Raw genomic sequence first — 24336 nt, 5'->3', positions numbered from 1 at the left:
CCGCTCGACTTGCATGTATTAGGCACGCCGCCAGCGTTCGTCCTGAGCCAGGATCAAACTCTCCATAAAAGTGTTTGATTAAGCTCACTTCCACAGGATGTGGTGGCTTCGATGTTGCGAACAGGACGTTCGCGTTCTTAATCGAAGATCATTCATCACTGTGACGTTTTAAAACATTGACGAGATATCATGTATCTCTTTATTTCGCTTGGCTTTTTGTTCAGTTTTCAAAGAACTTTAAAGTCGCATGATACCGACAACTTTCAATACTATACACGAAAGAATTCGTTATGTCAACGTTACGACACTAGTTTTTTAAAAATGTCTGCTGTTTCTCTCAGCGACAAAAAATATTATAACAATATATCATTTAGATTGCAACCCTTTCTTTAAAATAAATTAATTTAAAATATCTTCAACATATAATAATGTTTCAGTACTAAGATTAATAATCTCATTAGAACCTTTTAATTTAACCATAGGCCGGGTTATATATTGTTGATTAATAAACACGATTTCTGCTATATCCCCATTACTGAGACGAACTTGTGTACCAACTGAATATCTCATCAGCCCATTTGTAAGAGCTTGTACGACACTCGGTTGGAACTTACCAAACTGTTCTAGCGTTAATGCCTCTATTACTTTAAACGGCGATTGTTTTGCACGATAATGCCTTTCTGATGTCATCGCATGATATACATCTGCTACTGCAACCATTTGACTAAAAGCATGAATTTTTTCAGGCTGCGTCCGCATCGGATAACCCGAACCATCTTCACGTTCATGGTGTTGAAGAACGGCAAGTAAAACCGTATCCGTTATACCCGTTAGTCCTTTCAACATCCTATAACTATTAATTGGGTGTTTTTTTATTTCTTCGTACTCTTCTTTTAAAAGAGGACCATTTTTTTTGATCGTTTTACTTGGAATTTTAGACATGCCAGCATCAGCCATAAGACCGGCTAACCCTACTTGAATCCATTCAGCCTTCGTAAAATTTAAGCTTTTAGCGGTTAGAGCAGAAAGAATACCTACAAAAACAGAATGATGATATATGTATTCCTCTTTTGTAGAGTAATGGTGGAGCTTTAAAATATCACTTTGATGTTCAATTGCTTTATCAATAAGTGGTAAAAATAACTTGCGTATGTCTCCAATATTAACCTTCAACCCTGATTGCCATCCTTGAAAATATTTTTTATAAGTTTGGACTGCTGAAAGATACATATCGATAAAAGGTTCTTCTATTGTAGTTTTTGATTCGGAATCTTCTTCTACTATTTCCTTTGGTGTAAATCTCTCTCCCGTAACTAACTTGGCTTTAACATCTACCACATCAACTAAAAAAACATTAATAATTTCTATTAAATCTTGTGTTAACACTGTATTCTTTTTAATAAATGGTTGATTTGATAACAAAGTTAAGTCATTCGCTACTATACAACCTTCTTGCAATTGATTTCTTTTCACTTTCATAGATTTTCCCCTCTATTTTCCATTTCTTTATTACCATTATAAGGGACAGTAATATGTAAACAAAGTATTAATTCTTTTGTCATGTGTAAAAAGTAGTCTATCTTTATATCAAGTTGTTGAATTTGACGTTATTCTCATCGGTGCTTGCAGTAGCACGAATGGGTGCAAACACCCTTATTCTAACTTTAAATGTAGATGCAGTAGCCTATATGCCGTGATTCAAAAAAAAGAGAGGAAGTCCTCTCTTTTTATTCTTTATCTTCTTTTTCACCTTCTATATTATCTTCCGTTGATACTTCTTCTTCTTCGGTCATTTCCTCGACCTTTACAACTTCTTGACCATCGTCATCATCACGATCATCAATGTCTTCATCATTAATGTCTACTCTTGCAACTGTTGCAACTTCACCTTCATCCCCGACACGTATGAGGGTTACTCCTTGAGTATTTCTTCCCATTTGTGAAATTTCACTTACATGAAGACGGATGATAATACCAGCAGTCGTTATAATCATTAAATCGTGATCGTTTGACACAACCGTTAATGATACAACAGGTCCATTTTTATCTGTAATGTTACACGTTTTAATCCCTTTACCACCGCGATGTTGAATACGGTAATCGTCAATCGTTGTACGTTTCCCAAAACCATTTTCAGTAACAATAAGTACATCATGATCTGCTTCAATAATATCCATACCGACCACACGATCGTCTTCAGATAGAGTAATACCTTTTACACCTGTTGCTGTTCGACCCATTAAACGAACGTCATCTTCATGGAAACGAATGGCCAAACCGCTTTTCGTACCGATGATTATTTCTTGATTTCCATCCGTTAATCGTACACCCAATAACTCATCTTCATCACGTAAATTAATTGCAAATAATCCACCTCTACGAATATTTGCAAAATAAGTAAGTGGTGATCGTTTACAAATTCCTTCCTTCGTCATAAAGAATAGATTATGCTTATCATCGAATTCTTCAATAGGAATAACTGTACTGATGTACTCATCTTTTTCAATTTGTAAAAGGTTTATAATAGGTATGCCCTTCGCAGTTCTTCCTAGCTCTGGGATTTCATAACCTTTTAGACGATATACCTTACCTTTATTCGTAAAAAAGAGAATCGTATGATGCGAGTTCGTCGTAAATAAGTGTTGAACGAAATCATCATCGTTTGTACCCATCCCTTGAATTCCTTTTCCGCCTCGTTTTTGACTACGGTATGTCGAAATTGGAAGTCGCTTGATGTAGCCATTGTGCGTTAAGGTAATAACAATATTTTGACGTGGAATTAAATCTTCGTCTTCAAATGACTCTTCACCAATCGATATAACTGTACGTCTTTCATCGTCAAATTTCTCTTTAACTTCTAATAATTCTCCTCGAATAATTTCTAATACTTTTTCTTCATCTGCTAATATTGCTTTTAATTCAGCAATACGTTGAACGAGTTCAGCATATTCTGCCTCAATTTTATCTCGTTCTAAACCGGTTAAGCGTTGCAGTCTCATATCAAGAATTGCTTGAGCTTGTTCGTAGCTTAATTCAAATCGTTCCATTAATCCATTTCGTGCGATTTCTGTCGTTTGTGAACCACGAATTAACGAGATAATTTCATCGATATGATCTAAAGCAATACGAAGTCCTTCAAGAATATGAGCTCTGGCTTCAGCTTTTCGTAGCTCAAATGCTGTACGGCGTCGAATAACCACTTTTTGGTGCTCTAAATAATGGTAAAGACATTCCTTTAAATTTAACACTTTAGGCTGTCCTTCAACGAGCGCTAATAGATTTATACCGTAACTTGTCTGAAGGGCTGTTTGTTTAAACAAATTATTTAATAAAACATTGGCATTGGCATCACGACGTACTTCAATAACAATCCTCATTCCTGTACGGTCTGATTCATCACGAAGATCCGTAATTCCATCTAGCTTTTTATCACGTACAAGTTCAGCTATTTTTTCTATAAGCTTCGCTTTATTTACTTGATAAGGAATTTCCGTTACGATAATTCGCTGTTTCCCATTTTGCATTTCTTCAATATGCGACTTGGCTCGTAATGTAATTGAACCTCTACCAGTTTGATAAGCTTTTCTAATTCCTGATATTCCAACAATTTCTGCTCCTGTTGGAAAATCCGGTCCAGGTATATATTCCATTAATTCAGCCACACTAATTTCAGGATCACGGCTTACCGCTAGTACTCCATCAATGACTTCACCAAGTTGATGTGGTGGAATGTTTGTTGCCATTCCTACAGCAATTCCTGAAGTCCCGTTGACTAATAAATTTGGAAAGCGTGATGGTAAAACAATCGGTTCTCTTTCAGAGCCATCATAGTTATCTTGATAATCGATTGTATCCTTGTTGATATCACGAACAAGCTCCATTGAAATTTTCGACATTCTTGCTTCGGTATAACGCATGGCTGCAGCTGCATCCCCATCAACCGATCCGAAGTTTCCATGGCCATCAATTAACATATAGCGATAACTAAAGTTTTGTGCCATTCTTACCATTGTTTCATACACAGCTGAATCGCCGTGAGGGTGGTATTTACCAATAACCTCTCCGACGATACGTGCTGATTTCTTATATGCTTTATCTGACGTCATTCCAAGTTCATTCATCGCATACAAAATTCTGCGATGAACAGGCTTTAATCCGTCACGAACGTCAGGTAGCGCACGACTTACGATAACACTCATCGCATAGTCTAAAAATGATGACTTCATTTCTTGACTAATATTTATTTCTTTAACTCTTGAACGGTCCTGTTCTTCCATTTAGAAACCTCCAATATATCCGTTTCGAGCCGAGTAAATTTTTATATATCTAAATTCTTTACATACTGAGCATTTTCTTGGATGAAATCTCGTCTTGGCTCTACCTTGTCTCCCATAAGTATTTCAAAGACCTCATCAGCTTTCATCGCATCCTCTAATGTAACTTGTAATACCGTTCTAGTTGATGGATCCATTGTCGTTTCCCAGAGCTGTTCAGGATTCATTTCTCCTAAACCTTTATAACGCTGAATGCCCGGCTTTGATTTATCAGGGATATTACTTAAAATAACTTCTAATTCTTTATCATTGTATGCATATTGAATATCTCTACCTTGTTGCACTTTGTAAAGCGGTGGCTGCGCAATATAAATATAGCCCTTTTCAATAATTGGACGCATATAACGATAGAAAAACGTTAAAATTAAGGTACGAATATGTGCGCCGTCCACATCGGCATCCGTCATAATAATTATTTTATGGTAACGAGCTTTTTCAATATTAAAATCGTCACCAATTCCCGTTCCAAGGGCAGTGATGATCGCTCGGATTTCATTATTTGCTAAAATTTTATCGAGTCTTGCTTTTTCAACATTAATAATTTTTCCGCGTAGCGGTAAAATCGCTTGGAAATGACGGTCTCGCCCTTGTTTTGCAGATCCTCCTGCAGAATCACCCTCAACGATATAAATCTCACTAATGGATGCATCTTTTGAAGAACAGTCCGCTAATTTTCCAGGTAGTGAACTCACTTCTAGCGCACTTTTTCTTCGGGTTAGTTCGCGGGCTTTCTTAGCTGCTTCTCGTGCTCTCGAAGCCATTAAACCTTTTTCGACAATTTTCTTGGCTACATTTGGATTTTCTGATAAAAATCTCGCAAAGTGCTCTGAAAATAAAGAATCGGTAATCGTACGTGCTTCACTATTTCCTAACTTCGTTTTCGTTTGTCCTTCAAATTGCGGATCAGGTATTTTAACTGAGATTATAGCCGTTAAACCTTCTCGGACATCTTCACCTGTTAGGTTCGGATCATTTTCTTTAAATAAATTATGCTTTCTTGCATAGTCATTAATCACACGAGTCAGACCTGTTTTAAATCCCGATTCATGGGTTCCGCCTTCGTGTGTACTAATGTTATTTGCAAAGGAATAAATGTTACTTGTATACCCATCATTGTATTGAACGGCAATTTCAACATTTAAACCGTCTTTTTCACCCTCTATAAAAATAGGTTCTTCATGAAGTGTTTCTTTTGTTCGGTTAAGATGCTCGACAAATGATGCGATCCCACCTTCATAGTAGAATTTTGCCGATTTCCCTTCTGGACGATTGTCAGTAATAATAATTGTTAAACCACGGTTTAAGAATGCAAGTTCCCGTACTCTTGTCGCTAGTGTATCGTATTCATAAACCGTTGTTTCTCTAAAAATTTCAGGGTCAGGTTTAAAGTGGACTTTCGTTCCGCGTTTTTCTGTATCACCAATAATTTGAAGATCACATTGTGGAACCCCACGTTCATACTTTTGATGGTGGATTTTTCCATCACGAGAAACCGTAACTTCTAGCCAAGTAGATAAAGCATTTACAACAGAAGCACCTACACCGTGTAATCCACCAGATACTTTATATCCACCGCCACCAAATTTTCCGCCCGCATGAAGAACGGTCATAATAACTTCTACTGCAGGTCTACCCATTTTTTCCTGTATTCCTACTGGAATTCCACGCCCATTATCTTCCACTGTGATACTATTATCTTCTTCAATCGTAATTGAAATCGTATCACAATAACCGGCCATTGCCTCATCAATACTATTATCAACGATTTCCCAGACTAAATGGTGTAAGCCACGTATGCTGGTAGAGCCAATATACATTCCCGGTCGTTTTCTTACGGCTTCTAATCCTTCTAGCACCTGTATTTGACTTTCATCGTATGAATGTTGTTGTTCAATCGTCAATTTCTTCACCTTCACTTCTTATCAGTGGATATCACTGTTCAATTTTTACCCCGTCACTATTAAGCGATTAATCCGCATAGCTTTCAAGCTCAGAAACAACTTGTGCTCTCCTCTTTAAAGTTACAGAAGAAATAGGGGAATAATAGACCTTTTCTTTTGTTATTACAATCGATTTAGTTATTTCTTCTGAAATTTGGATAACGTAATTGGCTTTATAATGTGCATTAATAAACTCTTTTGTTATTCCCGAAGACTCTTTCATATCACTATTTAATATCGCAACAACATCTTTGGAGCGAATAACCGTATCTCCACCTAAATGAATAAACAAAAGATCACCTCAATTCTTCTTCTCTACTTGACCTTGACACACACGATATGTGGCTGCTTGCTTTAAGGTTTGATGATCAATCCCATCAACACTCGTTGTCGTTACAAACGTTTGGACTTTCCCTTGGATCGTGTTTAATAAATGAGATTGACGATAATCATCTAATTCTGATAGGACATCATCTAACAGAAGAATAGGGTATTCACCAACCTTTGAATGAATCAGTTCGATTTCAGCTAACTTAACAGACAATGCCGTCGTCCGTTGTTGTCCTTGAGAACCATACGTTTGGACGTCCATTTCATTTACTAGAAAACCAATATCATCGCGGTGTGGACCAACAAGAGTTGTACCTCTTTGGATCTCTCTTTCTTTTACTTTTTCAAATCCGACATAGAGTTCTTCTCCTATTTTCGACAATTCCATCTTTTCTGATACGTTAATAGATGGTTTATATTGGAGAAGTAGCATTTCTTTTCCTCGACTAATCTCCTTATGGATTTCTTCTGCCCAAGTTTGAAGTAATGCGAGAAATTCAAAACGCTTTGCGATCACTTTCACAGCCTCAGATATAAGCTGGGCCGTTAAAACATCTAGCATGACTTTATTACCTTTATTTTTTTGCAACTCTTTTAGAAGGTGATTTCGTTGTTGAAGAATTTTTTGGTACTTCCCTAAATGAAATAGATAAAGCGGGTTAATCTGACCAATTTCCATATCAATAAAACGTCTCCTCACTTGAGGAGCACCTTTTACTAAATTTAAATCTTCAGGAGCAAACATAACGACATTTGCAGCACCGATGTATTCACTTAATTTCCGCTGCTCAAGACTATTTATTTTTACTTTTTTACCTTTTGAAGAAATAATAACATCTAGTGAAAAAGGTCCATTTCGCTTTTCAAGCTTCCCTTCTATTTTTGCAAACTCTTCATTCCAATAAATTAATTCTTTATCACGAGCGGTTCGATGTGACTTAGCCATCGCTAAAACATAGATCGCTTCAATTAAATTTGTTTTACCTTGTGCATTTTCACCTAAGATCACATTCACTTGATCTTCGAATGCTAATTGTACCTTTTCATAATTACGGTAATTCTTTACTGCGAGTTCTTTTATGTGCAAAGGGAAATCCCCCTTAAGGTTCGGTCACTATCTTAAACGTACCTACTGTTGGAATAGTGATTTGATCATTGTTATATAATTTTTTCCCACGGCGGCCTTCTAGTTCGTCGTTTACAACAACTTCATGTTCTGATAAAAACCATTTCGCCATACCGCCCGTATCAATTACACCAATTTCTTTAAGTAGTTGACCTAAAGTAATATATTCAGAATCAATGACGATTTCTTTTGGCATAGAGATCTCTCACTTCCTTTGATTTTAAATACCATAGAGTGCAATTTAAAGTTAGAAAAAAATAATTCCTACAGAAAATGGTAAACGTCAATATATTTCTTTATTTCTCTAAAAAATTTTTAACTTTCTTCAAGCGCAAAGATAAAACAGCAATCTCTTCGGCAATTGCTGTTATTCATCCGTTTCCCTTTACTTTTTATTTGGGTAATCAAGTTTCTTTATCTCTATTGTACTAAACTATTAGTAGAACGCCAATAGCTGTTCATCATTAATACGTTCTGACAGGTGAAAATAAATGAAGCGCTAATTCATGCTCTGTCGGGCGGATTACAAATGGACTCATCGCTCCAGTAAATACAATATGAATCTCCTCACTATCAACAACCTTCAACGCATCTATAACATTTTTACCATTAAAGGAAATTCTTAGTTCCTCACCGTTTAACCCGTTACTTTTTATTTTTTCTGTAACTTTCCCAATCTCTGGTGTAATTGATGTAATTTCAATTTCATTCTCTTCAAGTGTCTTTAAATTAATGACATTATTTTTACCTTCTCTTGAAAGTAACAAAGCTCTTTCTAACGTTTGTAAAAATGGCTTTGTGTTAATTTTAAATTCAGTTTTCGAATGGGTCGGAATCATATTTTTGGTTACTGGGTACTTTCCGTCTAACAACCTAGAGAAAAACAATAAATTTTTTAACCGAAACAATACTTGACTTTCAGTAACAACAACATCAATTAACTCATCGCTATCTTCTAACACCTTACTTAATTCACTTAAGCTCTTCCCAGGAATTACAACATTTTCAAAATGTAAATCACTGTTAGTTGTTTCTACATTTGCTTTTCTTAACGCTAGACGATGGCTATCTGTTGCAGTACAGGTCAACTCGCTATTTTCCACTGTTAAGTTTACACCTGTCAACACCGGTCGTGTTTCCTGAGTGGACACTGCGAATCCTGTTTGTCGAATAATATTTTTTAATAAATCTTGTGGTAATCGAAAAACATGATGCTCTTCGACTTGTGGTAATCGAGGATACTCTTCAGGATCTAATCCATTCAAATTAAAAACAGCAGACCCTGAACGAATCGTTGTCGCAAATTGGTCTTGAACTGAGATTTCAATTTGATTATCCGGTAGTTTTTTAACGATTTCTGTAAAATATTTTGCTTGGAGAACGATACTTCCTTCGGCTAATACTTCAACTAAAATTTTTTCGTTTTCTTCTGTTGGAATAAAGCTTTCGATCGAAATATCTGAATCACTTCCCGTTAATGTGACACCTTCTTTTGTAGCAACAATTTTTATACCCGTTAAAATCGGAATTGTTGTTCGCGAAGATACAGCTTTTGATACATGTTGAACGCTATGTACGAATCGATCTCTATTAATTACAAATTGCATGATTGATCACCTTTATTATTAATTTATTTTTATTAAAAAAGTAATAGTAATAGTAGTAGGGCTTGTGAATTTGTGGATAAGTATAAAAAGAAGCGAAAGATAAAGCCTATACACATGTGGATAATGTGTGCATAGGCTAGGGTGAGTTATTCACAAAAGTCACAATTTAATTTCTAAGCTGCTCGATGATCTCTTGGATTTTTTGTTGAAGTTCATGATCTGTCGTAAGCAATTTTGAAATTTTTTCATGAGCGTGAATGACTGTTGTATGATCTCGGCCTCCAAATTCACTACCGATTTTAGGTAAAGAAGCATCTGTCAACTCACGAGATAAATACATCGCAATTTGACGAGGAAAAGCAACAGATTTTGTTCGTTTCTTTGCTTTAAAATCATCTAATTTGACACTATAGTGTTCTCCAACTGCTTTTTGAATATCAATGATTGTTAGTACTTTTGGTTTGGAATTAGGAATAATATCTTTTAATGCATCAGCAGCTAAGTCAGCATTCATATCTTGGTTAATCAAGGATGAATAAGCGACTACTCGAATAAGAGCTCCCTCTAATTCACGAATGTTCGTGTCGATTTGATTTGCAATATATAGCATTACTTCATTAGGGATATCTAAATTTTCTGCTTTTGCTTTTTTCCTTAAAATTGCAATCCGTGTCTCTAAGTCAGGAGGCGTAATATCAGTTATTAGTCCCCACTCAAAACGAGAACGTAATCTATCCTCCAATGTCGGAATTTCTTTCGGTGGACGATCACTTGAAATGACAATTTGCTTACTTTCTTCATGTAACGCATTAAATGTATGGAAAAACTCTTCTTGAGTTTGTTCTTTTCCAGCTAAGAACTGAATATCATCTATTAAAAGCACATCCACATTTCGATATTTATTGCGAAAATGAACAGCTTTATTGTCACGTATTGCGTTAATAAACTCATTTGTAAACTTTTCTGAAGATAAATAGACAACTTTTGCATTCGGATTATGATCAATGACATAATGGCCAATCGCGTGCATTAAGTGTGTTTTTCCTAAACCTACTCCACCATATATAAATAAGGGGTTATATGCTTTTGCTGGTGCCTCAGCAACGGCAAGAGATGCAGCATGAGCAAAGCGGTTCCCTGATCCAATAACAAAAGTATCAAATGTGTATTTTGGGTTTAGCATGCTTTTAGGGATATCACCATTTGATGGTAGAGGATCCTTAGGCAACTTTTTAACTTCCGGCTCAACTAGAAAATCATCTTCTAACTGATTTTTGGGAATAATAAATTTAACATTTAATTCGGATCCAGTAATATCCTCTAACGTTTCAGAAATAATACTTGAATAACGATTTTCTAACCAATCCCTTGCAAACTCATTAGGTGCTGTGATTATGATCGTATCACTTTCAATGTTATTTGCTTTTGTAGCCTTTAACCAAGTTTCAAAACTTGGCTTGCTCACTTTAACTTCCATCGCAGCTAGAGCTCGGTCCCATAAATCGTTTATGTTCTCCAAAGATTGTTCCCTCCTTTTCTTTAAGGATGAATTCCGACTTTCATAAAAATTAAATAAAAACTTGGCTTGTATCCAAGTTTTTATAGGATAGTAGCTTTTTTCTACTGTACAAGCTTTGTATAATGCAGTTTTTAAACGAATGAATAAGTATGCAATACACAGCATATGTGGAAAAAATGTATAATATAGTAGAAAAGCGTCGTATTATAAAATATAAACACTGTGTGGATAAGATAATAAACACCCTCTAATAACTATCCACAGGTTTATTCACAGGTTGTGGATAAGGTAAAAATTAAATAAAAATATCCACGGGTGAAAACAAATATATAATAGCAAAAAATATTAGGTGTTGCAACGGTTTTATCGATTTATCCACAGAATACTAGTACTTGTGTTTAGAATTTGCCCACAACACTAGATGATGTGTATAGGTTGTAAATAAACTTGAGGAAAAGTCAAAACTTGTCGATAAATGTTATCCACAAGTTGATATAAGAAGATTATTTCAGAAAATGAACTGGTGCTGATCGATGGTATTGAAAGATTTAACAGTAAAGAGAATTGTAGAGGTGTACTTGACAATTAGCTGTTATGTTCCTTATAATTTACAAGAATGTCTATGTTGAGTATATCCTCAGGGAGGTGTTATAGATGGGAAAACCAACGTTTCAACCAAATAACCGAAAGCGTAAGAAAGTTCACGGCTTCCGTGCGCGCATGAGCACACCAAACGGTCGTAAAGTTTTAGCTCGTCGTCGTCGTAAGGGAAGAAAAGTTTTATCTGCATAGGCCACTGGAATCTTCAGTGGTCTTTTTCACTAAAAAAGGACGGCAGAGGTCTAAATGTGGCTCTTTTTTGGTAGAATAAATAATTGTAATAAAAGATCGTTGGGGTGTAACGGATGAAGAAAGCTTTTCGTATTAAGAAAAATGAAGAGTTCTCTATGATATTTAATAAAGGGAATTCCGTTGCTAACCGTCAGTTTGTCTTGTATGTGCTTCATAAGGAGGGACAAACTCATTTTCGAATCGGATTATCTGTGAGCAAGCGAGTAGGTAATGCTGTTATGCGAAACAGAATTAAACGAATCATACGTGAGTGGTTTCATCAATATGAAGACAAGCTGTTACAGGATAAAGACTATGTCGTTATTGCCAGGAAACCGACAGCAGAAATGGACTTTTTTGAAATGGAAAAAAGTCTAGTTCATGTGTCTAAAAAAGCTGGTGTGTTTTTAAAAGATAATAGATGATAATGGCGGTACTCAACTTTAATAAAAATTTTATGTCCAAAAAGGAGGATGAAATTTATTTTTCTTTTTGGACAACCTCTAAAATGTAGATTTGGTGAATGACAAGGAGGAAATGTAGGTGTCGAGAAAGCTTGGTTTAACCTTGTTGCTTGTCAGTATGCTTGTTCTTCTTACAGGGTGTTTTGACTTAGAAGAGCCGATTAATGCTGAAAGTACTGGTGTTTGGGATCGCTACCTTGTATATCCATTATCTTGGTTAATCATTTATTTTGCAGATTTTTTTAATGATAGTTTTGGTCTGGCTATTATAGTAGTTACTATTTTGCTACGTACATTAATTCTACCATTAATGATCAAACAAACGAAAAGTGCAAAAGCAATGCAAGCGATACAGCCAGAAATGCAAAAGTTACGTGAGAAATATAGTGCAAAAGATCAAAAGACACAACAGAAGCTTCAACAGGAAACAATGAAAATGTTCCAGGAAAAAGGAGTCAATCCCTTAGCTGGTTGTTTACCTTTATTTATTCAAATGCCGATCTTGCTTGCATTTTATCATGCTATTATGCGTACACAGGAAATTGGACATCAGCAATTCTTATGGTTCTATCTTGATGTTCCTGATCCAATTATACTTCCGTTGATAGCTGGTATTACTACTTTCGTTCAGCAAAAATTGATGATGGTAACGGATAATCCGCAAATGAAAATTTTATTATACATGATGCCGATCATGATTTTTGTATTTGCGATGTTCTTCCCAGCAGCGTTAACATTATATTGGGTAGTAGGTAACTTATTTATGATTGCACAAACTTACTTTATTACCGGCCCGAATGCAGGGAAAAAAGAAGAACCAGTAAGTGCAGGGGGAAAGAAGAAGTGAAAAAAGTGACTGCATCTGGAAAAACTGTTGAAGAAGCTGTTCAAAAAGCATTAGTAGAACTAAATACAACAAGAGATGAAGTAGAGATTCAAGTGATGGAACAACCTCAAAAAGGATTATTTGGACTTTTTGGCGGTAAGCCAGCAGTGGTTGAAGTTAAATTAAAACCCAATTCGGTCGAAGAGGCGATGGATTTTCTCCAAGTCTTAATCGAAAAAATGGGTGTCCAAGTGAATATCGACATAAAAACGGAAAATCGAGAGACCATTTTTGACTTACAGGGTGAGCAAATTGGTACACTGATTGGAAGAAGAGGGCAAACGTTGGATTCGCTTCAGTATCTAGTGAATTTAGTGGCTAATCGAAATTCAGATGGCTTTTTACGGATTCGCCTAGATGCAGAAAACTATCGCGAACGAAGAAAGCAGTCGTTAGAGCAATTAGCTGATCGACTTGCAAAGAAAGCGATCCAAACGAAAAAGCCGGTCAAATTAGAGCCTATGCATGCTCATGAACGGAAAGTAATTCATACTGCACTTCAAAATATTAAAGGGATAGCAACATACTCTGAAGGACAAGAGCCTCGGAGATATATTGTTATTAATCCAAATAAATAAAAAAGAACCAATAAGTGTCTGTGTATCTCTAGAAGAGGTGTCAGGCACTTTTTTTAACGAATAAGAAAGAATAAATTTTGAGCTTACCGCAGTAATAATTGTAATGAGTATATGAATGTTGTTGATTGAAAAAACATTATCCACATGTGGATAATGTTTTTCTTAAGGAAAGATAGGTTAAAATAGAAGGAGAGTTGTTGATATCTTTTTTTGAACGGCAATATGTGGTATTCTATTAATTTAGGGAAGTATGTTGAACGATAAACACAATAAAAATTATTTATCATATAAGATCATGGTTAGAAAAGAGGTGACAGAATGGAATTCGATACTATTGCTGCAATATCGACACCGATGGGAGAGGGAGCGATTGCGATCGTTAGACTATCAGGTGACGAAGCGATAAAAATTGCAGATAAAATTTTTAAAGGAAAAAAACGGTTAGTGGAGGTTGAAAGTCATACGATCCACTATGGATATATTATTGATCCGAATACAGAGACCAAAGTTGAAGAAGTAATGGTTTCTGTATTAAAAGGACCAAGAACGTTTACGCGTGAAAATATTGTCGAAATCAATTGTCATGGTGGATTAGTATCTGTCAATCGTGTATTGCAGCTCGTGTTAAATGAAGGGGCGCGATTAGCGGAGCCTGGGGAATTTACCAAACGAGCATTTTTAAATGGAAGAATTGATTTGTCACAGGCAGAAGGAGTCATTGATTTAATTCGAGCAAAAACGGATCGAGCGATGAATGTTGCTCTAGGTCAATTAGATGGACGTCTTTCGAAAAAAATTAAAACATTACGTCAAGCGTTATTAGAAACCGTTGCTCACGTCGAAGTAAATATCGATTATCCTGAATACGATGCTGAAGAGATGACGAATCAGTTATTGCTCGAAAAGGCCCAGTTTGTTCACCTAGAAATTGTCAAGCTATTAGATACGGCAGCACAAGGAAAAATATTAAGAGAAGGCCTTGCAACGGCAATTATCGGGAGACCAAATGTTGGAAAATCCTCTTTACTAAATAGTTTAGTCCATGAAAATAAAGCGATTGTAACCGATATTCCAGGAACAACACGAGATGTTATTGAAGAGTACGTCAATGTCAGAGGTGTTCCATTACGGTTAATTGATACAGCGGGAATCCGTGAAACGGAAGATATTGTTGAAAAAATTGGGGTCGAACGGTCTCGTCAAGCATTAAAAGCAGCACAACTTATATTGTTAGTGTTGAATTATAGTGAAGAATTAACAATAGAAGATGAAGCATTATTACAAACAATTGACGGTATGGATGCCATTATCATCGTAAATAAAACCGATTTACCTCAAAAAATTGATCTTGAGCGGGTGAAACAGCTTTCTAAGGGTCGACCAGTTGTCACAACGTCGTTATTACGAGATGAAGGTGTCGATGAACTAGAAGAGGCCATTAAAGAATTGTTCTTTGTTGCAGGGATTGAAGGGGAAGATGTAACGTATGTTTCCAATTCACGACATATTGCGCTTTTAAATCAAGCGAAGAAATCAGTAAATGATGCGATCCAGGCAATTGAAAATGGTATGCCTGTAGACATGGTTCAAATAGATATTACACGGACGTGGGAATTATTGGGTGAAATCATCGGTGACAGTGTACACGAAAGTTTGATTGATCAATTATTTTCTCAGTTCTGTTTAGGGAAATAATAAAAAGGAGATGAAAACCACATGCAGTATCAAGGTGGTGAATTTGACGTTATTGTTATCGGTGCTGGCCATGCAGGCTGTGAAGCAGCGCTTGCAGCAGCGCGAATGGGTGCAAACACCCTTATTCTAACTTTAAATTTAGATGCAGTCGCTTATATGCCGTGTAACCCTTCTGTCGGGGGACCAGCGAAAGGGATTGTTGTCCGGGAAATTGATGCTTTAGGCGGCGAGATGGGTCGAAATATTGATAAAACACATATCCAAATGCGTATGTTAAATACAGGGAAAGGTCCTGCTGTACGTGCATTACGAGCTCAAGCGGATAAATTTATGTACCAGCATGAAATGAAAAAAACACTTGAAGATGAAGAAAACCTATTGCTTCGGCAAGGTATGGTTGATCGGCTAATTGTCGAAGATGGTGTTTGTAAAGGCGTCATTACGAATACAGGTGCAGAATACCGTGCTCAAGCTGTCATAATTACGACAGGAACATATTTAAGAGGGAAGATCATTCTCGGGGATTTAGCGTACGAAAGTGGTCCTAACAATATGCAGCCATCGGTGAAGCTCTCGTATCACCTTAAAGAGCTAGGGTTTGAAATGGTACGTTTTAAAACAGGAACACCACCACGGGTCAATAGTAGTACGATTGATTATTCGAAAACGGAAATACAGCCTGGTGATGATGTCCCTCGATCGTTTTCTTATGAAACGACAAAATACATTACGGATCAATTACCTTGTTGGTTAACATACACGAGTGAAGATACTCATCATATTATTAATAATAATTTACACCGGTCACCGATGTACTCTGGTGTGATTGAAGGAACAGGTCCAAGGTATTGTCCTTCGATTGAAGATAAGGTTGTGCGGTTTAATGATAAACCTCGCCATCAAATTTTCTTAGAACCTGAAGGGCGTAATACGAGTGAAGTTTATGTACAAGGGTTTTCTACAAGTTTACCTGAAGATGTACAGCTAAATATGTTAAAGACAATTCCTGGTCTTGAAAATGTACGAATGATGCGTCCTGGGTATGCGATTGAGTATGATGCGATTGTTCCAACACAATTATGGCCGACGCTTGAAACAAAGAAAGTGTCAGGGCTATTTACAGCAGGTCAAATTAATGGAACATCTGGCTATGAAGAGGCTGCTGGTCAAGGCATTGTTGCTGGGATCAATGCGGCAAGATATTCCCAGGGAAAAGATGGCATTATTCTTGACCGCTCACAGGCTTATATCGGAGTACTTATTGATGATTTAGTAACGAAAGGAACAAATGAGCCGTATCGTCTGCTCACGTCACGTGCAGAGCACCGTTTGTTATTACGACATGACAATGCTGATTTACGACTCACTGATGTCGGGTACGATATTGGACTTATTCCTGAAGAACGGTATGAGCGATTTAAAGAGAAGAAAATGCTAATAGAAGAAGAGAAGAAGCGGTTAGAGGCTGTGATAATCAAGCCAAGTGACGATGTGCAGGCCTTATTGAGTGCTGCGCAGTCCTCTCCTTTGCATGATGCAGTCCGTGCATTGCACTTATTAAAAAGGCCTGAAATCAATTATTCTCATATCCACGAGCTTGCTCCGGCAGAAAAAGAAATATCAGATGATGTTCAAGAGCAAGTAGAAATTCAAATTAAATATGAGGGTTACATCGAAAAACAGTTACAACAGGTCGAACGAGCGATGAAAATGGAAGATAAAAAAATTCCAGAAGATCTAGACTATCATGCAATTTCAGGATTAGCGACAGAGGCGAAACAAAAGTTAAGTCAAGTTCGTCCGTTATCTGTCGGCCAAGCTTCACGAGTATCCGGAGTCAACCCAGCGGATATTTCAATTTTACTTGTGTATTTAGAGCAAGGTCGACTTGCAAAGGTAAAGCCATCTTAATCAATTTGGAGGATCTATGAGTAAAGAACAGTTTCAGCGTATGGTTGAGGAGAAGGGGATCTCTCTTTCTCCTACACAACTTGAACAATTCAATATTTATTACCAAACATTAGTTGAGTGGAATGAAAAAATGAACTTGACAGCGATCACTGAAGAAAATGAAGTGTACTTAAAGCATTTCTTTGATTCGATTTCAGCCGCATTTTATTATGATTTTTCAAAGCCGTCTAAGATAATAGACGTAGGAGCAGGTGCTGGCTTTCCGAGTATCCCATTGAAAATTTGCTTTCCACAGCTTCACGTTAGTATCGTCGATTCATTAAATAAACGGATTGGTTTTTTAAATCATTTGGCTGATCGCTTACATTTAGACGATGTATCATTCTTCCATGACCGAGCTGAATTATTTGGGAAAAATAAAGATCACCGAGAAAAATATGATATAGTTATGGCTCGAGCTGTAGCAAGGATGCCTGTACTCTCTGAACTTTGTCTCCCTTTAGTTAAGGTTAGCGGTACATTTATTGCAATGAAAGGTGCAGGAGCAAGTGAAGAATTAAAAGAGGGGAAAAAGGCAATTTCTTTATTAGGTGGCAAGCTTGTGAAGGACGAACGTTTCTTGCTACCGTTTGAAGAAAGTGAACGTCATATAATCATTGTAGAAAAATTAAAATCAACACCTAATAAGTATCCTAGAAAACCGGGAACTCCAAATAAGCAACCAATTATATAATATTTTTAAAAATTCCTTCTTTTGGCAGGGAATTTAGTGGGCTGTTGTAGAAATGAATACTTTATAGTTTTATTATTGAATAGAAGTACAACAGCTCAGCTTTTTTGAACCATTTTTGTTTTAGTAATTATTATTATTATATGAAATTACCAATAAATGTAAAATAATAGTTTTAGTTTATAAATAAGATAGACATATGTACTAGTTTCATAGCAGGAATTGAGATGGAAGATGTTTCACGTGAAACATTGAAATAGGAATAAATACTTGACGTAGCAATTAAAACCAAGATATAAAAGACTTATAAGATAATAGCAGGAACTTTGTATGATCCTATCGAAATTAAATATAAATATGTGTTCAAAAAGGAGGACAAAAAGAGCCAAGAAGATCGAGGCGGCGAAGCTTCGAGCAGCACAGTGTATGTTTTTAATACATGAGGAGCGCAGAAGCAAGATAACGAAGAGATTCGACAGCTATTTTTCCAGGACTATTTGAACAACCTCTATAATATAGACGGTATTATTCAGAAGGTGGTGTCAGGCGATGAAACAGCCGTTTTCACGCCTATTCGGCTTCGGAGAGAGAAATGAAGAAGAAGTGGAAACAGGTGAAGAAAGAGGAGAAAGTGAAGCACGTGATGAAAAAGAAGAAAAAGAAGAAGTGAAACAAATTCCTATTCATGAAATTGTTCCAAATCGTTTTCAGCCACGTACTGTTTTTGATAATGAGAGAATTGAAGAATTAGCACAAACGATAAAAACACATGGTGTGATTCAGCCGATCGTTGTGCGTCAACGAGACGGTCAATATGAATTGATTGCTGGTGAAAGACGTTGGAGGGCTGTAACTAGTTTAGGGTGGGCTACGATTCCTGCCATCATAAAGGAGTTTAATGATTCACAAACAGCATCTGTCGCATTAATAGAAAACTTACAACGTGAAGGTTTAACTGCTATTGAAGAGGCCATTGCTTATGCGAAACTGCTGGAATTGCACGGACTTACACAAGAAAGTCTTGCGCAGAGATTAGGTAAAGGACAGTCTACAATTGCGAATAAACTACGACTGCTTCATTTGCCGCAGTCTGTTCAAGATGCCATTTTAGAACGGAAAATTACGGAAAGACATGCTAGAGCATTAATCTCATTAAAAAACGATGAATGGCAAGAGCAAATTTTAGCAGAGATAATCGAAAAAGGGTTAAATGTTAAGCAAACAGAAGAGCGAGTAAAAGCTAAACTAGAAGCTGCTGAAAATCCTACTAAAAAGAAAAAGCCAAAACATAAGCTATATTCAAAAGATATGCGTATTGCTATGAACACGATTAGGCAATCGGTAGACATGGTTATGAAAACTGGATTAGCCGTAGATACGGCAGAGGAAGAAAATGATGAATTTTATCAATTTACGATTCGGATTCCGAAGAAATAATCTATCATTATGATAGATTATTTTTTTTTGGATCGACAGGCTCCAGTCCATACGTCGATCAGCAGGCCCCTTCCGCTTTTCTTTGTCTAGCTGCAGCGTCCAGCGTCTAGTGGACTTCGCTCCTCCTCCTTACGATAAGTCAACATCGTCTCGATGACTCTCGCCGTGTTTCCTTTATCTCATACGGTGGGGCTCCAGTCCATACGTCGCTAAACGGACGCTTCCGCTTTTCTTAATTAGGAGAATAGAAGGAAAATAGAAAAAAATTTTAATTAAAGAAAACAATAAAAAACATTTCGTGATAAAATGAAATTGAAAGTGTGTTTTTGAGAAGAAAGAAGGTGTCAGGATGGGGAAAATCATTGCGGTAGCCAACCAGAAAGGTGGGGTTGGAAAAACCACAACTGCAGTTAACTTAAGCGCCTGCTTAGCATATATCGGAAAAAAAGTTTTACTAGTAGACATCGATCCTCAGGGGAATGCCACGAGTGGTGCTGGGGTAGAAAAGGGCGATGTTGATCAATGTGTTTATGATATTTTAGTTGAAGATGTTCCTACAAATGAAGTAATTAAAGTAACGAATGTAGAAAACCTACATATTATTCCTTCAACCATACAGTTATCTGGAGCAGAAATTGAGTTAGTCCCTACCATTTCTCGTGAAGTTCGCTTAAAACGGGCTTTGTCGACAGTAGCTGAAGAGTATGATTATATGATTATTGATTGTCCGCCTTCATTAGGATTATTAACAATCAACGCTTTAACAGCGGCTGACTCTGTTTTGATTCCTGTTCAATGCGAGTATTATGCGTTGGAAGGATTAAGTCAGTTATTAAATACGGTAAGACTCGTGCAAAAACATTTAAATACCGACTTAGAAATCGAAGGTGTTCTGTTGACAATGTTAGATGCTAGGACAAACCTTGGTATTCAAGTCATTGATGAAGTGAAGAAGTATTTCCGTGAAAAAGTATTTCAAACGATCATTCCACGGAATGTTCGACTAGGTGAAGCACCGAGCCATGGTCAACCTATTATTATTTATGATCCGAAGTCGAGAGGTGCCGAAGTCTATTTAGAATTAGCAAAGGAAGTGGTAGCTGATGGCCAAAGGGTTAGGTAAAGGGCTTCAGGCTTTTTTTCCAGAAGCAGCTAATGAAAAAGAAGAGAAGGTTCAAGAAGTAAAGGTTAAAGAATTACGTCCCAATCCGTATCAGCCTCGAAAACATTTTTCGGAAAAATCACTTGAAGAATTGAAGGAATCAATTCAAAATCATGGGATTCTTCAACCACTAATTGTAAGAAAGAGCATTAAAGGCTATGAAATTGTAGTTGGTGAAAGAAGATACCGAGCTGCTATCGAAGCTGGACTTGAAACGGTTCCTGTTGTCGTCAGAGAATTAACCGAAGAAAAAATGATGGAATTAGCTTTAATTGAAAATTTACAACGAGAAGATTTAAATCCAATTGAAGAAGCCGTCGCTTATGAAAAGTTAATGCAACATTTACAAGTCACTCAAGAGCAGTTGGCCATTCGATTAGGTAAAAGTCGTCCACATGTAGCTAATCACCTTCGTTTACTACAACTTCCAAATGTCGTACAACAATTGATTCAAGATAGTAAATTGTCTATGGGACATGGTCGTGCCCTATTAGGTTTAAAGGATAAAAGTACTTTATCGGCTTTACTTGAAAAAGTATTACAGGAAAAACTTAGTGTTAGGGAATTGGAAAAACTCGTCCAAAAAATTAATGAGAATGTTTCACGTGAAACAAAAAAGGAAAAGGAATCGAAATCTCCGTTTTTAAAGTCGAAAGAAGAGTCACTACGGAATTTTTTTGGAACATCAGTTACAATCAAAAAAGGTAAACATAAAGGAAAAATAGAAATTGATTTTTTCTCAGAAGATGATCTTGAGCGAATATTAGTATTATTAGATAGAGAAAATGAATGATAAAAAGTAGTAGGATAGAGTCATCAAATATTGATGGCTTTTCTTTATTCTTAGATAGGGGTGTATAAATTTCAAGTGTGTCTAGCATCAGCACCCAGCGTCTAGTGGACTTTGCTCTCCTCCTTATGATAAGTCAACATTGCCTCGTTAGCACTCGCCGTGTTTCTTTTATCTCATACGGAAGGCGTAAGGATATACGCCGCTGAACGGGCGCTTATGCATTTCTTAAATTAAGGACTAATTTTTTGCTTTAAGATGTGGACTTAAGATAAACTTTCTTAATGAACTATATGTAAAGTAGGTGAAATTTATGAGTTATATTTACTTTGATCAAGCAGCGTCTTCGTTTCCAAAACCTCCAAAAGTTGGCGAAGCTGTTTTAGAAGCAATCACAGAATATGGGGCCAACCCAGGTAGGGGAGGACATACATTGGCTGTACGTGCCAATGATGTGATTTTTAACACGCGAAAAAAGTTAGCAATGATGTTTGGAGAGCGAAACCCAGATAATGTTTGTTTTTATTTAAATGCGACGCAAGCATTAAACCAAGCGATACAAGGGATTCAGTTTGAAGAAGGAGACCATGTTATATCGACTAGCTTTGAACATAACTCCGTTCGTCGTCCATTAGAAAGACTGAAGGAAACTAAGGCGATTAAAGTTTCATATATTGAACCTAAGGTGAATGGGCAGACATTATTAGAATTAGTAGAACAGCAAATCAATGAAAAGACAAAAGCTGTCGTAGTAAGTCACGGTTCCAATGTAACGGGAACGATTTTACCTGTTGAAGAAATTGGTAAAATTACAAAACAACATGGTATTCTTTTCATTGTAGATGCATCGCAAACCGCTGGTATACTACCTATTCATATGACAGATATGAATATTGATATATTGGCTTTTCCTGGTCATAAAGGACTGATGGGACCTCAAGGTACGGGTGTTTTAATTATTAAAGAGCATGTTGATTTAGTTCCTTTAATTTATGGAGGGACAGGCAGCCATTCAGAAGATATCCACCAACCTCTAAAAAGGCCAGAACGGTTTGAAAGTGGTACGTTAAATACTCCGGGGATTGCGGGTCTATTAGCTGGAATAGAAGAAATTAACTCCATCGGACTCGACCATATTTATGAACATGAAGCTAAATTAACAACTTATTGTATCGGAAAGTTATCAGAGATTGAAGGCATTCGTATGTTTGGACCGGGTTTAAATGAGCCACGGTTAGCTGTTATTTCTTTTACAATAGAAGGGATCGACGTTCATGAAGCAGCGATGATTCTTGATCAACATTATCATATCGCTGTCCGAGCGGGGTTACATTGCTCACCGTTAACTCATTCCATAATGGGTACAAATCAAGTAGGGACAATTCGAGTGAGTTTTGGTCTTTATAATACAATTGAAGAAATTGATCGTTTTATAGAAGCGATAAAAGAGATAAAGTCTTTCTTTTAGGTTTTTTAAAGAAAGATAACATTAAAAAGGGTGGAGACATAATGGTTTTATTAGGAACAATTGTTAATGGGTTGGCGATTATATTTGGAGCACTTTTAGGTTCACTTGTCAAAAATATTCCAGAACGAGTAAAATCCACTGTAATGCAAGCGATTTCTTTGGCTGTTATTGTATTGGGAATTGGTATGGGATTAAAAAGTGAGCAATTTTTAGTTGTCATTGGCAGTTTAGTAATGGGGGCACTACTCGGTGAACGTTTCGACTTAGAAGAAAAGTTAAATCGGTTAGGAAAATGGTTAGAAAGAAGAGTAGGTGCAAAAGAGAACGGGAGAATTGCAAAAGGTTTTGTAACAACGACATTAATTTATGTAGTTGGGGCTATGGCAATCATTGGAGCTATGGATAGTGGACTTCGTGGCGATCACTCTGTTTTATATACAAAATCAATGCTTGATGGGTTTTCTGCAATCATTTTTACGTCTGCATTAGGTATAGGTGTTATTTTTTCAGCTTTACCAGTGATGATTTATCAAGGATCAATTGCAATATTTTCAACACAAATCGATCGTTTCATTCCGACAGAGTTAATGGCTTCATTTATTGTTGAAATGACTGCTACTGGCGGAATTATGATTATTGCAATTGGCTTAAATATTTTAGGGTTAACGCAAATTCGTGTAGCTAACTTATTACCTTCCATTTTAGTAACCGCAGTTTTAGTAACTAGCGTATATTACTGGACCTCAATCATCGCATTCTTTTCATTTTTTGGATAATAGAAAGAAACTCATCTACTATAGATGAGTTTCTTTGCGTTCTCGAAGAAATAGATTTGGTTTTAATGATTGTAATAGATTTGTTTTCTGTTCTAACCGTTGAGAGAGAGTATGATCCGTTAAAAATAAACTTGAAGCGACTAGTGATGCCATTTTCATGACCGTATGCAGGCGAGTATTTTGAAGAACAAAATATTCCATCATTCCACCAACATTTACGATGCCGGTAATGTGAATATTACCAACTTCAGGTAGCTTTTTGTTAACAGCCGCTCCTGGTTTTACAGGACCATTTGCTACTGTAATATGGCCAACACTATTCAAACGTCCTAAACAAGCATCAATTCCGATGATATAAGGATTTCTATGATTCTGCTCGATTTCCGTTAACTTCTCTTCTAAATTAACTGCATGAACAGGATACTCAAGAGTACCATAAACTGTGAATTTAGAAAGCTTTCTCTCGGAAAGTTTTGTGCCAATTAAAGGGCCTAGGGAATCTCCAGTAGAACGGTCTGTACCGATGCATACAATGACAAGCTCTCGATGGGAATAAGGGATTAATAATTCAGCTAATTGCTTAGAAATCGAATGCTTTGCATTAGGCTCATCCATATGAAAACGAGAAGGAGGAGCTTTCTTAGGGAAAATATTTCGATTAAGAATCATATATCTCTCTCCTTTGCAATAGTAGTATCAGTATACGGATATTTTTTCCTTTCTATACATAAAGAGAGAAGAAAAGGTAGCAA

At 36.6% G+C, this 24336-nt stretch carries 21 protein-coding genes and 1 rRNA gene; 12 read left to right on the top strand and 10 right to left on the bottom strand.

Annotated elements, in window-relative coordinates:
* From J0N78_RS21805 to dnaA, 9 genes are all read right to left on the bottom strand, one after another.
* A 16S ribosomal RNA gene (locus J0N78_RS21805) occupies window positions 1-69 on the bottom strand; the annotation flags it as partial.
* A 330-nt stretch (window positions 70-399) separates the two neighbouring features.
* Window positions 400-1479 (bottom strand): HD-GYP domain-containing protein, encoded by a 1080-nt coding sequence (locus J0N78_RS21800; RefSeq protein WP_209125231.1) that lies wholly within the window; start codon window positions 1477-1479, stop codon window positions 400-402.
* Between the two features lie 248 nt (window positions 1480-1727).
* Window positions 1728-4277 carry a DNA gyrase subunit A gene (gyrA, locus tag J0N78_RS21795; protein WP_209125230.1) on the bottom strand — a complete coding sequence of 850 codons (2550 nt, stop codon included), beginning with the start codon at window positions 4275-4277 and terminating at the stop codon, window positions 1728-1730.
* Window positions 4278-4318: 41 nt separating this feature from the next.
* Window positions 4319-6235: a DNA topoisomerase (ATP-hydrolyzing) subunit B gene (gyrB, locus tag J0N78_RS21790; RefSeq protein WP_209125229.1), complete on the bottom strand. Its 1917-nt coding sequence runs from the start codon at window positions 6233-6235 to the stop codon at window positions 4319-4321.
* Window positions 6236-6302: 67 nt separating this feature from the next.
* The gene (gene remB / locus J0N78_RS21785) at window positions 6303-6566 is read right to left on the bottom strand and encodes an extracellular matrix regulator RemB (protein WP_209125228.1); all 264 of its coding nucleotides are present in this window, start codon (window positions 6564-6566) and stop codon (window positions 6303-6305) included.
* 9 nt (window positions 6567-6575) lie between these two features.
* A complete protein-coding gene (gene recF / locus J0N78_RS21780) occupies window positions 6576-7691 on the bottom strand; it encodes a DNA replication/repair protein RecF (protein ID WP_209125227.1) in 1116 nt (371 codons plus the stop codon).
* Between the two features lie 13 nt (window positions 7692-7704).
* Entirely contained in the window at window positions 7705-7926 is a 222-nt protein-coding gene (gene yaaA, locus J0N78_RS21775) for a S4 domain-containing protein YaaA (RefSeq protein ID WP_209125226.1), read from the bottom strand.
* Between the two features lie 268 nt (window positions 7927-8194).
* Complete coding sequence (dnaN, locus tag J0N78_RS21770) at window positions 8195-9337, bottom strand: DNA polymerase III subunit beta (RefSeq protein WP_209125225.1); 1143 nt, start codon at window positions 9335-9337, stop codon at window positions 8195-8197.
* A gap of 166 nt (window positions 9338-9503) precedes the next feature.
* Entirely contained in the window at window positions 9504-10856 is a 1353-nt protein-coding gene (dnaA, locus tag J0N78_RS21765) for a chromosomal replication initiator protein DnaA (RefSeq protein ID WP_247747479.1), read from the bottom strand.
* A gap of 654 nt (window positions 10857-11510) precedes the next feature.
* On the opposite strand from dnaA, the gene rpmH reads away from it, so the two are divergent.
* The 12 genes from rpmH (at window position 11511) to J0N78_RS21705 (ending at window position 23584) form a co-directional block, all read left to right on the top strand.
* Window positions 11511-11648, top strand: coding sequence for a 50S ribosomal protein L34 (gene rpmH / locus J0N78_RS21760; RefSeq protein WP_209125223.1), 138 nt, complete (start codon window positions 11511-11513; stop codon window positions 11646-11648).
* A 113-nt stretch (window positions 11649-11761) separates the two neighbouring features.
* Complete coding sequence (rnpA, locus tag J0N78_RS21755) at window positions 11762-12112, top strand: ribonuclease P protein component (protein ID WP_209125222.1); 351 nt, start codon at window positions 11762-11764, stop codon at window positions 12110-12112.
* A 118-nt stretch (window positions 12113-12230) separates the two neighbouring features.
* Complete coding sequence (gene spoIIIJ, locus J0N78_RS21750) at window positions 12231-12998, top strand: YidC family membrane integrase SpoIIIJ (RefSeq protein ID WP_209125221.1); 768 nt, start codon at window positions 12231-12233, stop codon at window positions 12996-12998.
* On the top strand, window positions 12995-13615 hold the full coding sequence (gene jag, locus J0N78_RS21745; RefSeq protein ID WP_209125220.1) for an RNA-binding cell elongation regulator Jag/EloR: 621 nt from the start codon (window positions 12995-12997) through the stop codon (window positions 13613-13615). Before spoIIIJ ends, jag begins: the two co-directional genes overlap by 4 nt.
* Before the next feature lie 318 nt (window positions 13616-13933).
* Window positions 13934-15310, top strand: coding sequence for a tRNA uridine-5-carboxymethylaminomethyl(34) synthesis GTPase MnmE (gene mnmE / locus J0N78_RS21740; protein WP_209125219.1), 1377 nt, complete (start codon window positions 13934-13936; stop codon window positions 15308-15310).
* Window positions 15311-15331: 21 nt separating this feature from the next.
* Entirely contained in the window at window positions 15332-17221 is a 1890-nt protein-coding gene (mnmG, locus tag J0N78_RS21735) for a tRNA uridine-5-carboxymethylaminomethyl(34) synthesis enzyme MnmG (RefSeq protein ID WP_209125218.1), read from the top strand.
* Window positions 17222-17237: 16 nt separating this feature from the next.
* Window positions 17238-17954, top strand: a complete 717-nt coding sequence (gene rsmG / locus J0N78_RS21730; RefSeq protein ID WP_209125217.1) for a 16S rRNA (guanine(527)-N(7))-methyltransferase RsmG — start codon at window positions 17238-17240, stop codon at window positions 17952-17954.
* Window positions 17955-18500: 546 nt separating this feature from the next.
* Entirely contained in the window at window positions 18501-19388 is an 888-nt protein-coding gene (gene noc, locus J0N78_RS21725) for a nucleoid occlusion protein (RefSeq protein WP_209125216.1), read from the top strand.
* 349 nt (window positions 19389-19737) lie between these two features.
* Window positions 19738-20511 (top strand): ParA family protein, encoded by a 774-nt coding sequence (locus J0N78_RS21720; protein ID WP_209125215.1) that lies wholly within the window; start codon window positions 19738-19740, stop codon window positions 20509-20511.
* A complete protein-coding gene (locus tag J0N78_RS21715) occupies window positions 20492-21343 on the top strand; it encodes a ParB/RepB/Spo0J family partition protein (RefSeq protein WP_209125214.1) in 852 nt (283 codons plus the stop codon). Before J0N78_RS21720 ends, J0N78_RS21715 begins: the two co-directional genes overlap by 20 nt.
* A 310-nt stretch (window positions 21344-21653) precedes the next feature.
* Window positions 21654-22808 carry an aminotransferase class V-fold PLP-dependent enzyme gene (locus tag J0N78_RS21710; protein ID WP_209125213.1) on the top strand — a complete coding sequence of 385 codons (1155 nt, stop codon included), beginning with the start codon at window positions 21654-21656 and terminating at the stop codon, window positions 22806-22808.
* 41 nt (window positions 22809-22849) lie between these two features.
* Entirely contained in the window at window positions 22850-23584 is a 735-nt protein-coding gene (locus J0N78_RS21705; protein ID WP_209125212.1) for a DUF554 domain-containing protein, read from the top strand.
* A gap of 18 nt (window positions 23585-23602) precedes the next feature.
* Here J0N78_RS21705 and yyaC read toward each other — a convergent pair whose 3' ends face one another.
* Entirely contained in the window at window positions 23603-24253 is a 651-nt protein-coding gene (gene yyaC, locus J0N78_RS21700) for a spore protease YyaC (RefSeq protein ID WP_209125211.1), read from the bottom strand.
* Window positions 24254-24336: the final 83 nt, after the last annotated feature.

The organism is Alkalihalobacillus sp. BA299 (genome assembly GCF_017745675.1).
Lineage (GTDB): Bacteria > Bacillota > Bacilli > Bacillales > Bacillaceae_F > Alkalihalobacterium.
The sequence above is the reverse complement of the archived record's forward strand: the minus strand, read 5'-3'. Positions and strand labels throughout refer to the sequence as shown.

Excerpts from the sequence above, each read along its gene's own strand:
- rnpA (WP_209125222.1), top strand. The coding sequence starts at position 11,762 with ATGAAGAAAGCTTTTCGTATTAAGAAAAATGAAGAGTTCTCTATGATA.
- dnaN (WP_209125225.1), bottom strand. The coding sequence starts at position 9,337 with ATGCAATTTGTAATTAATAGAGATCGATTCGTACATAGCGTTCAACAT.
- rpmH (WP_209125223.1), top strand. The coding sequence starts at position 11,511 with ATGGGAAAACCAACGTTTCAACCAAATAACCGAAAGCGTAAGAAAGTT.
- gyrA (WP_209125230.1), bottom strand. The coding sequence starts at position 4,277 with ATGGAAGAACAGGACCGTTCAAGAGTTAAAGAAATAAATATTAGTCAA.
- rsmG (WP_209125217.1), top strand. The coding sequence starts at position 17,238 with ATGAGTAAAGAACAGTTTCAGCGTATGGTTGAGGAGAAGGGGATCTCT.
- J0N78_RS21705 (WP_209125212.1), top strand. The coding sequence starts at position 22,850 with ATGGTTTTATTAGGAACAATTGTTAATGGGTTGGCGATTATATTTGGA.
- yyaC (WP_209125211.1), bottom strand. The coding sequence starts at position 24,253 with ATGATTCTTAATCGAAATATTTTCCCTAAGAAAGCTCCTCCTTCTCGT.
- J0N78_RS21715 (WP_209125214.1), top strand. The coding sequence starts at position 20,492 with ATGGCCAAAGGGTTAGGTAAAGGGCTTCAGGCTTTTTTTCCAGAAGCA.
- mnmE (WP_209125219.1), top strand. The coding sequence starts at position 13,934 with ATGGAATTCGATACTATTGCTGCAATATCGACACCGATGGGAGAGGGA.
- J0N78_RS21710 (WP_209125213.1), top strand. The coding sequence starts at position 21,654 with ATGAGTTATATTTACTTTGATCAAGCAGCGTCTTCGTTTCCAAAACCT.
- yaaA (WP_209125226.1), bottom strand. The coding sequence starts at position 7,926 with ATGCCAAAAGAAATCGTCATTGATTCTGAATATATTACTTTAGGTCAA.
- noc (WP_209125216.1), top strand. The coding sequence starts at position 18,501 with ATGAAACAGCCGTTTTCACGCCTATTCGGCTTCGGAGAGAGAAATGAA.
- mnmG (WP_209125218.1), top strand. The coding sequence starts at position 15,332 with ATGCAGTATCAAGGTGGTGAATTTGACGTTATTGTTATCGGTGCTGGC.
- J0N78_RS21720 (WP_209125215.1), top strand. The coding sequence starts at position 19,738 with ATGGGGAAAATCATTGCGGTAGCCAACCAGAAAGGTGGGGTTGGAAAA.
- J0N78_RS21800 (WP_209125231.1), bottom strand. The coding sequence starts at position 1,479 with ATGAAAGTGAAAAGAAATCAATTGCAAGAAGGTTGTATAGTAGCGAAT.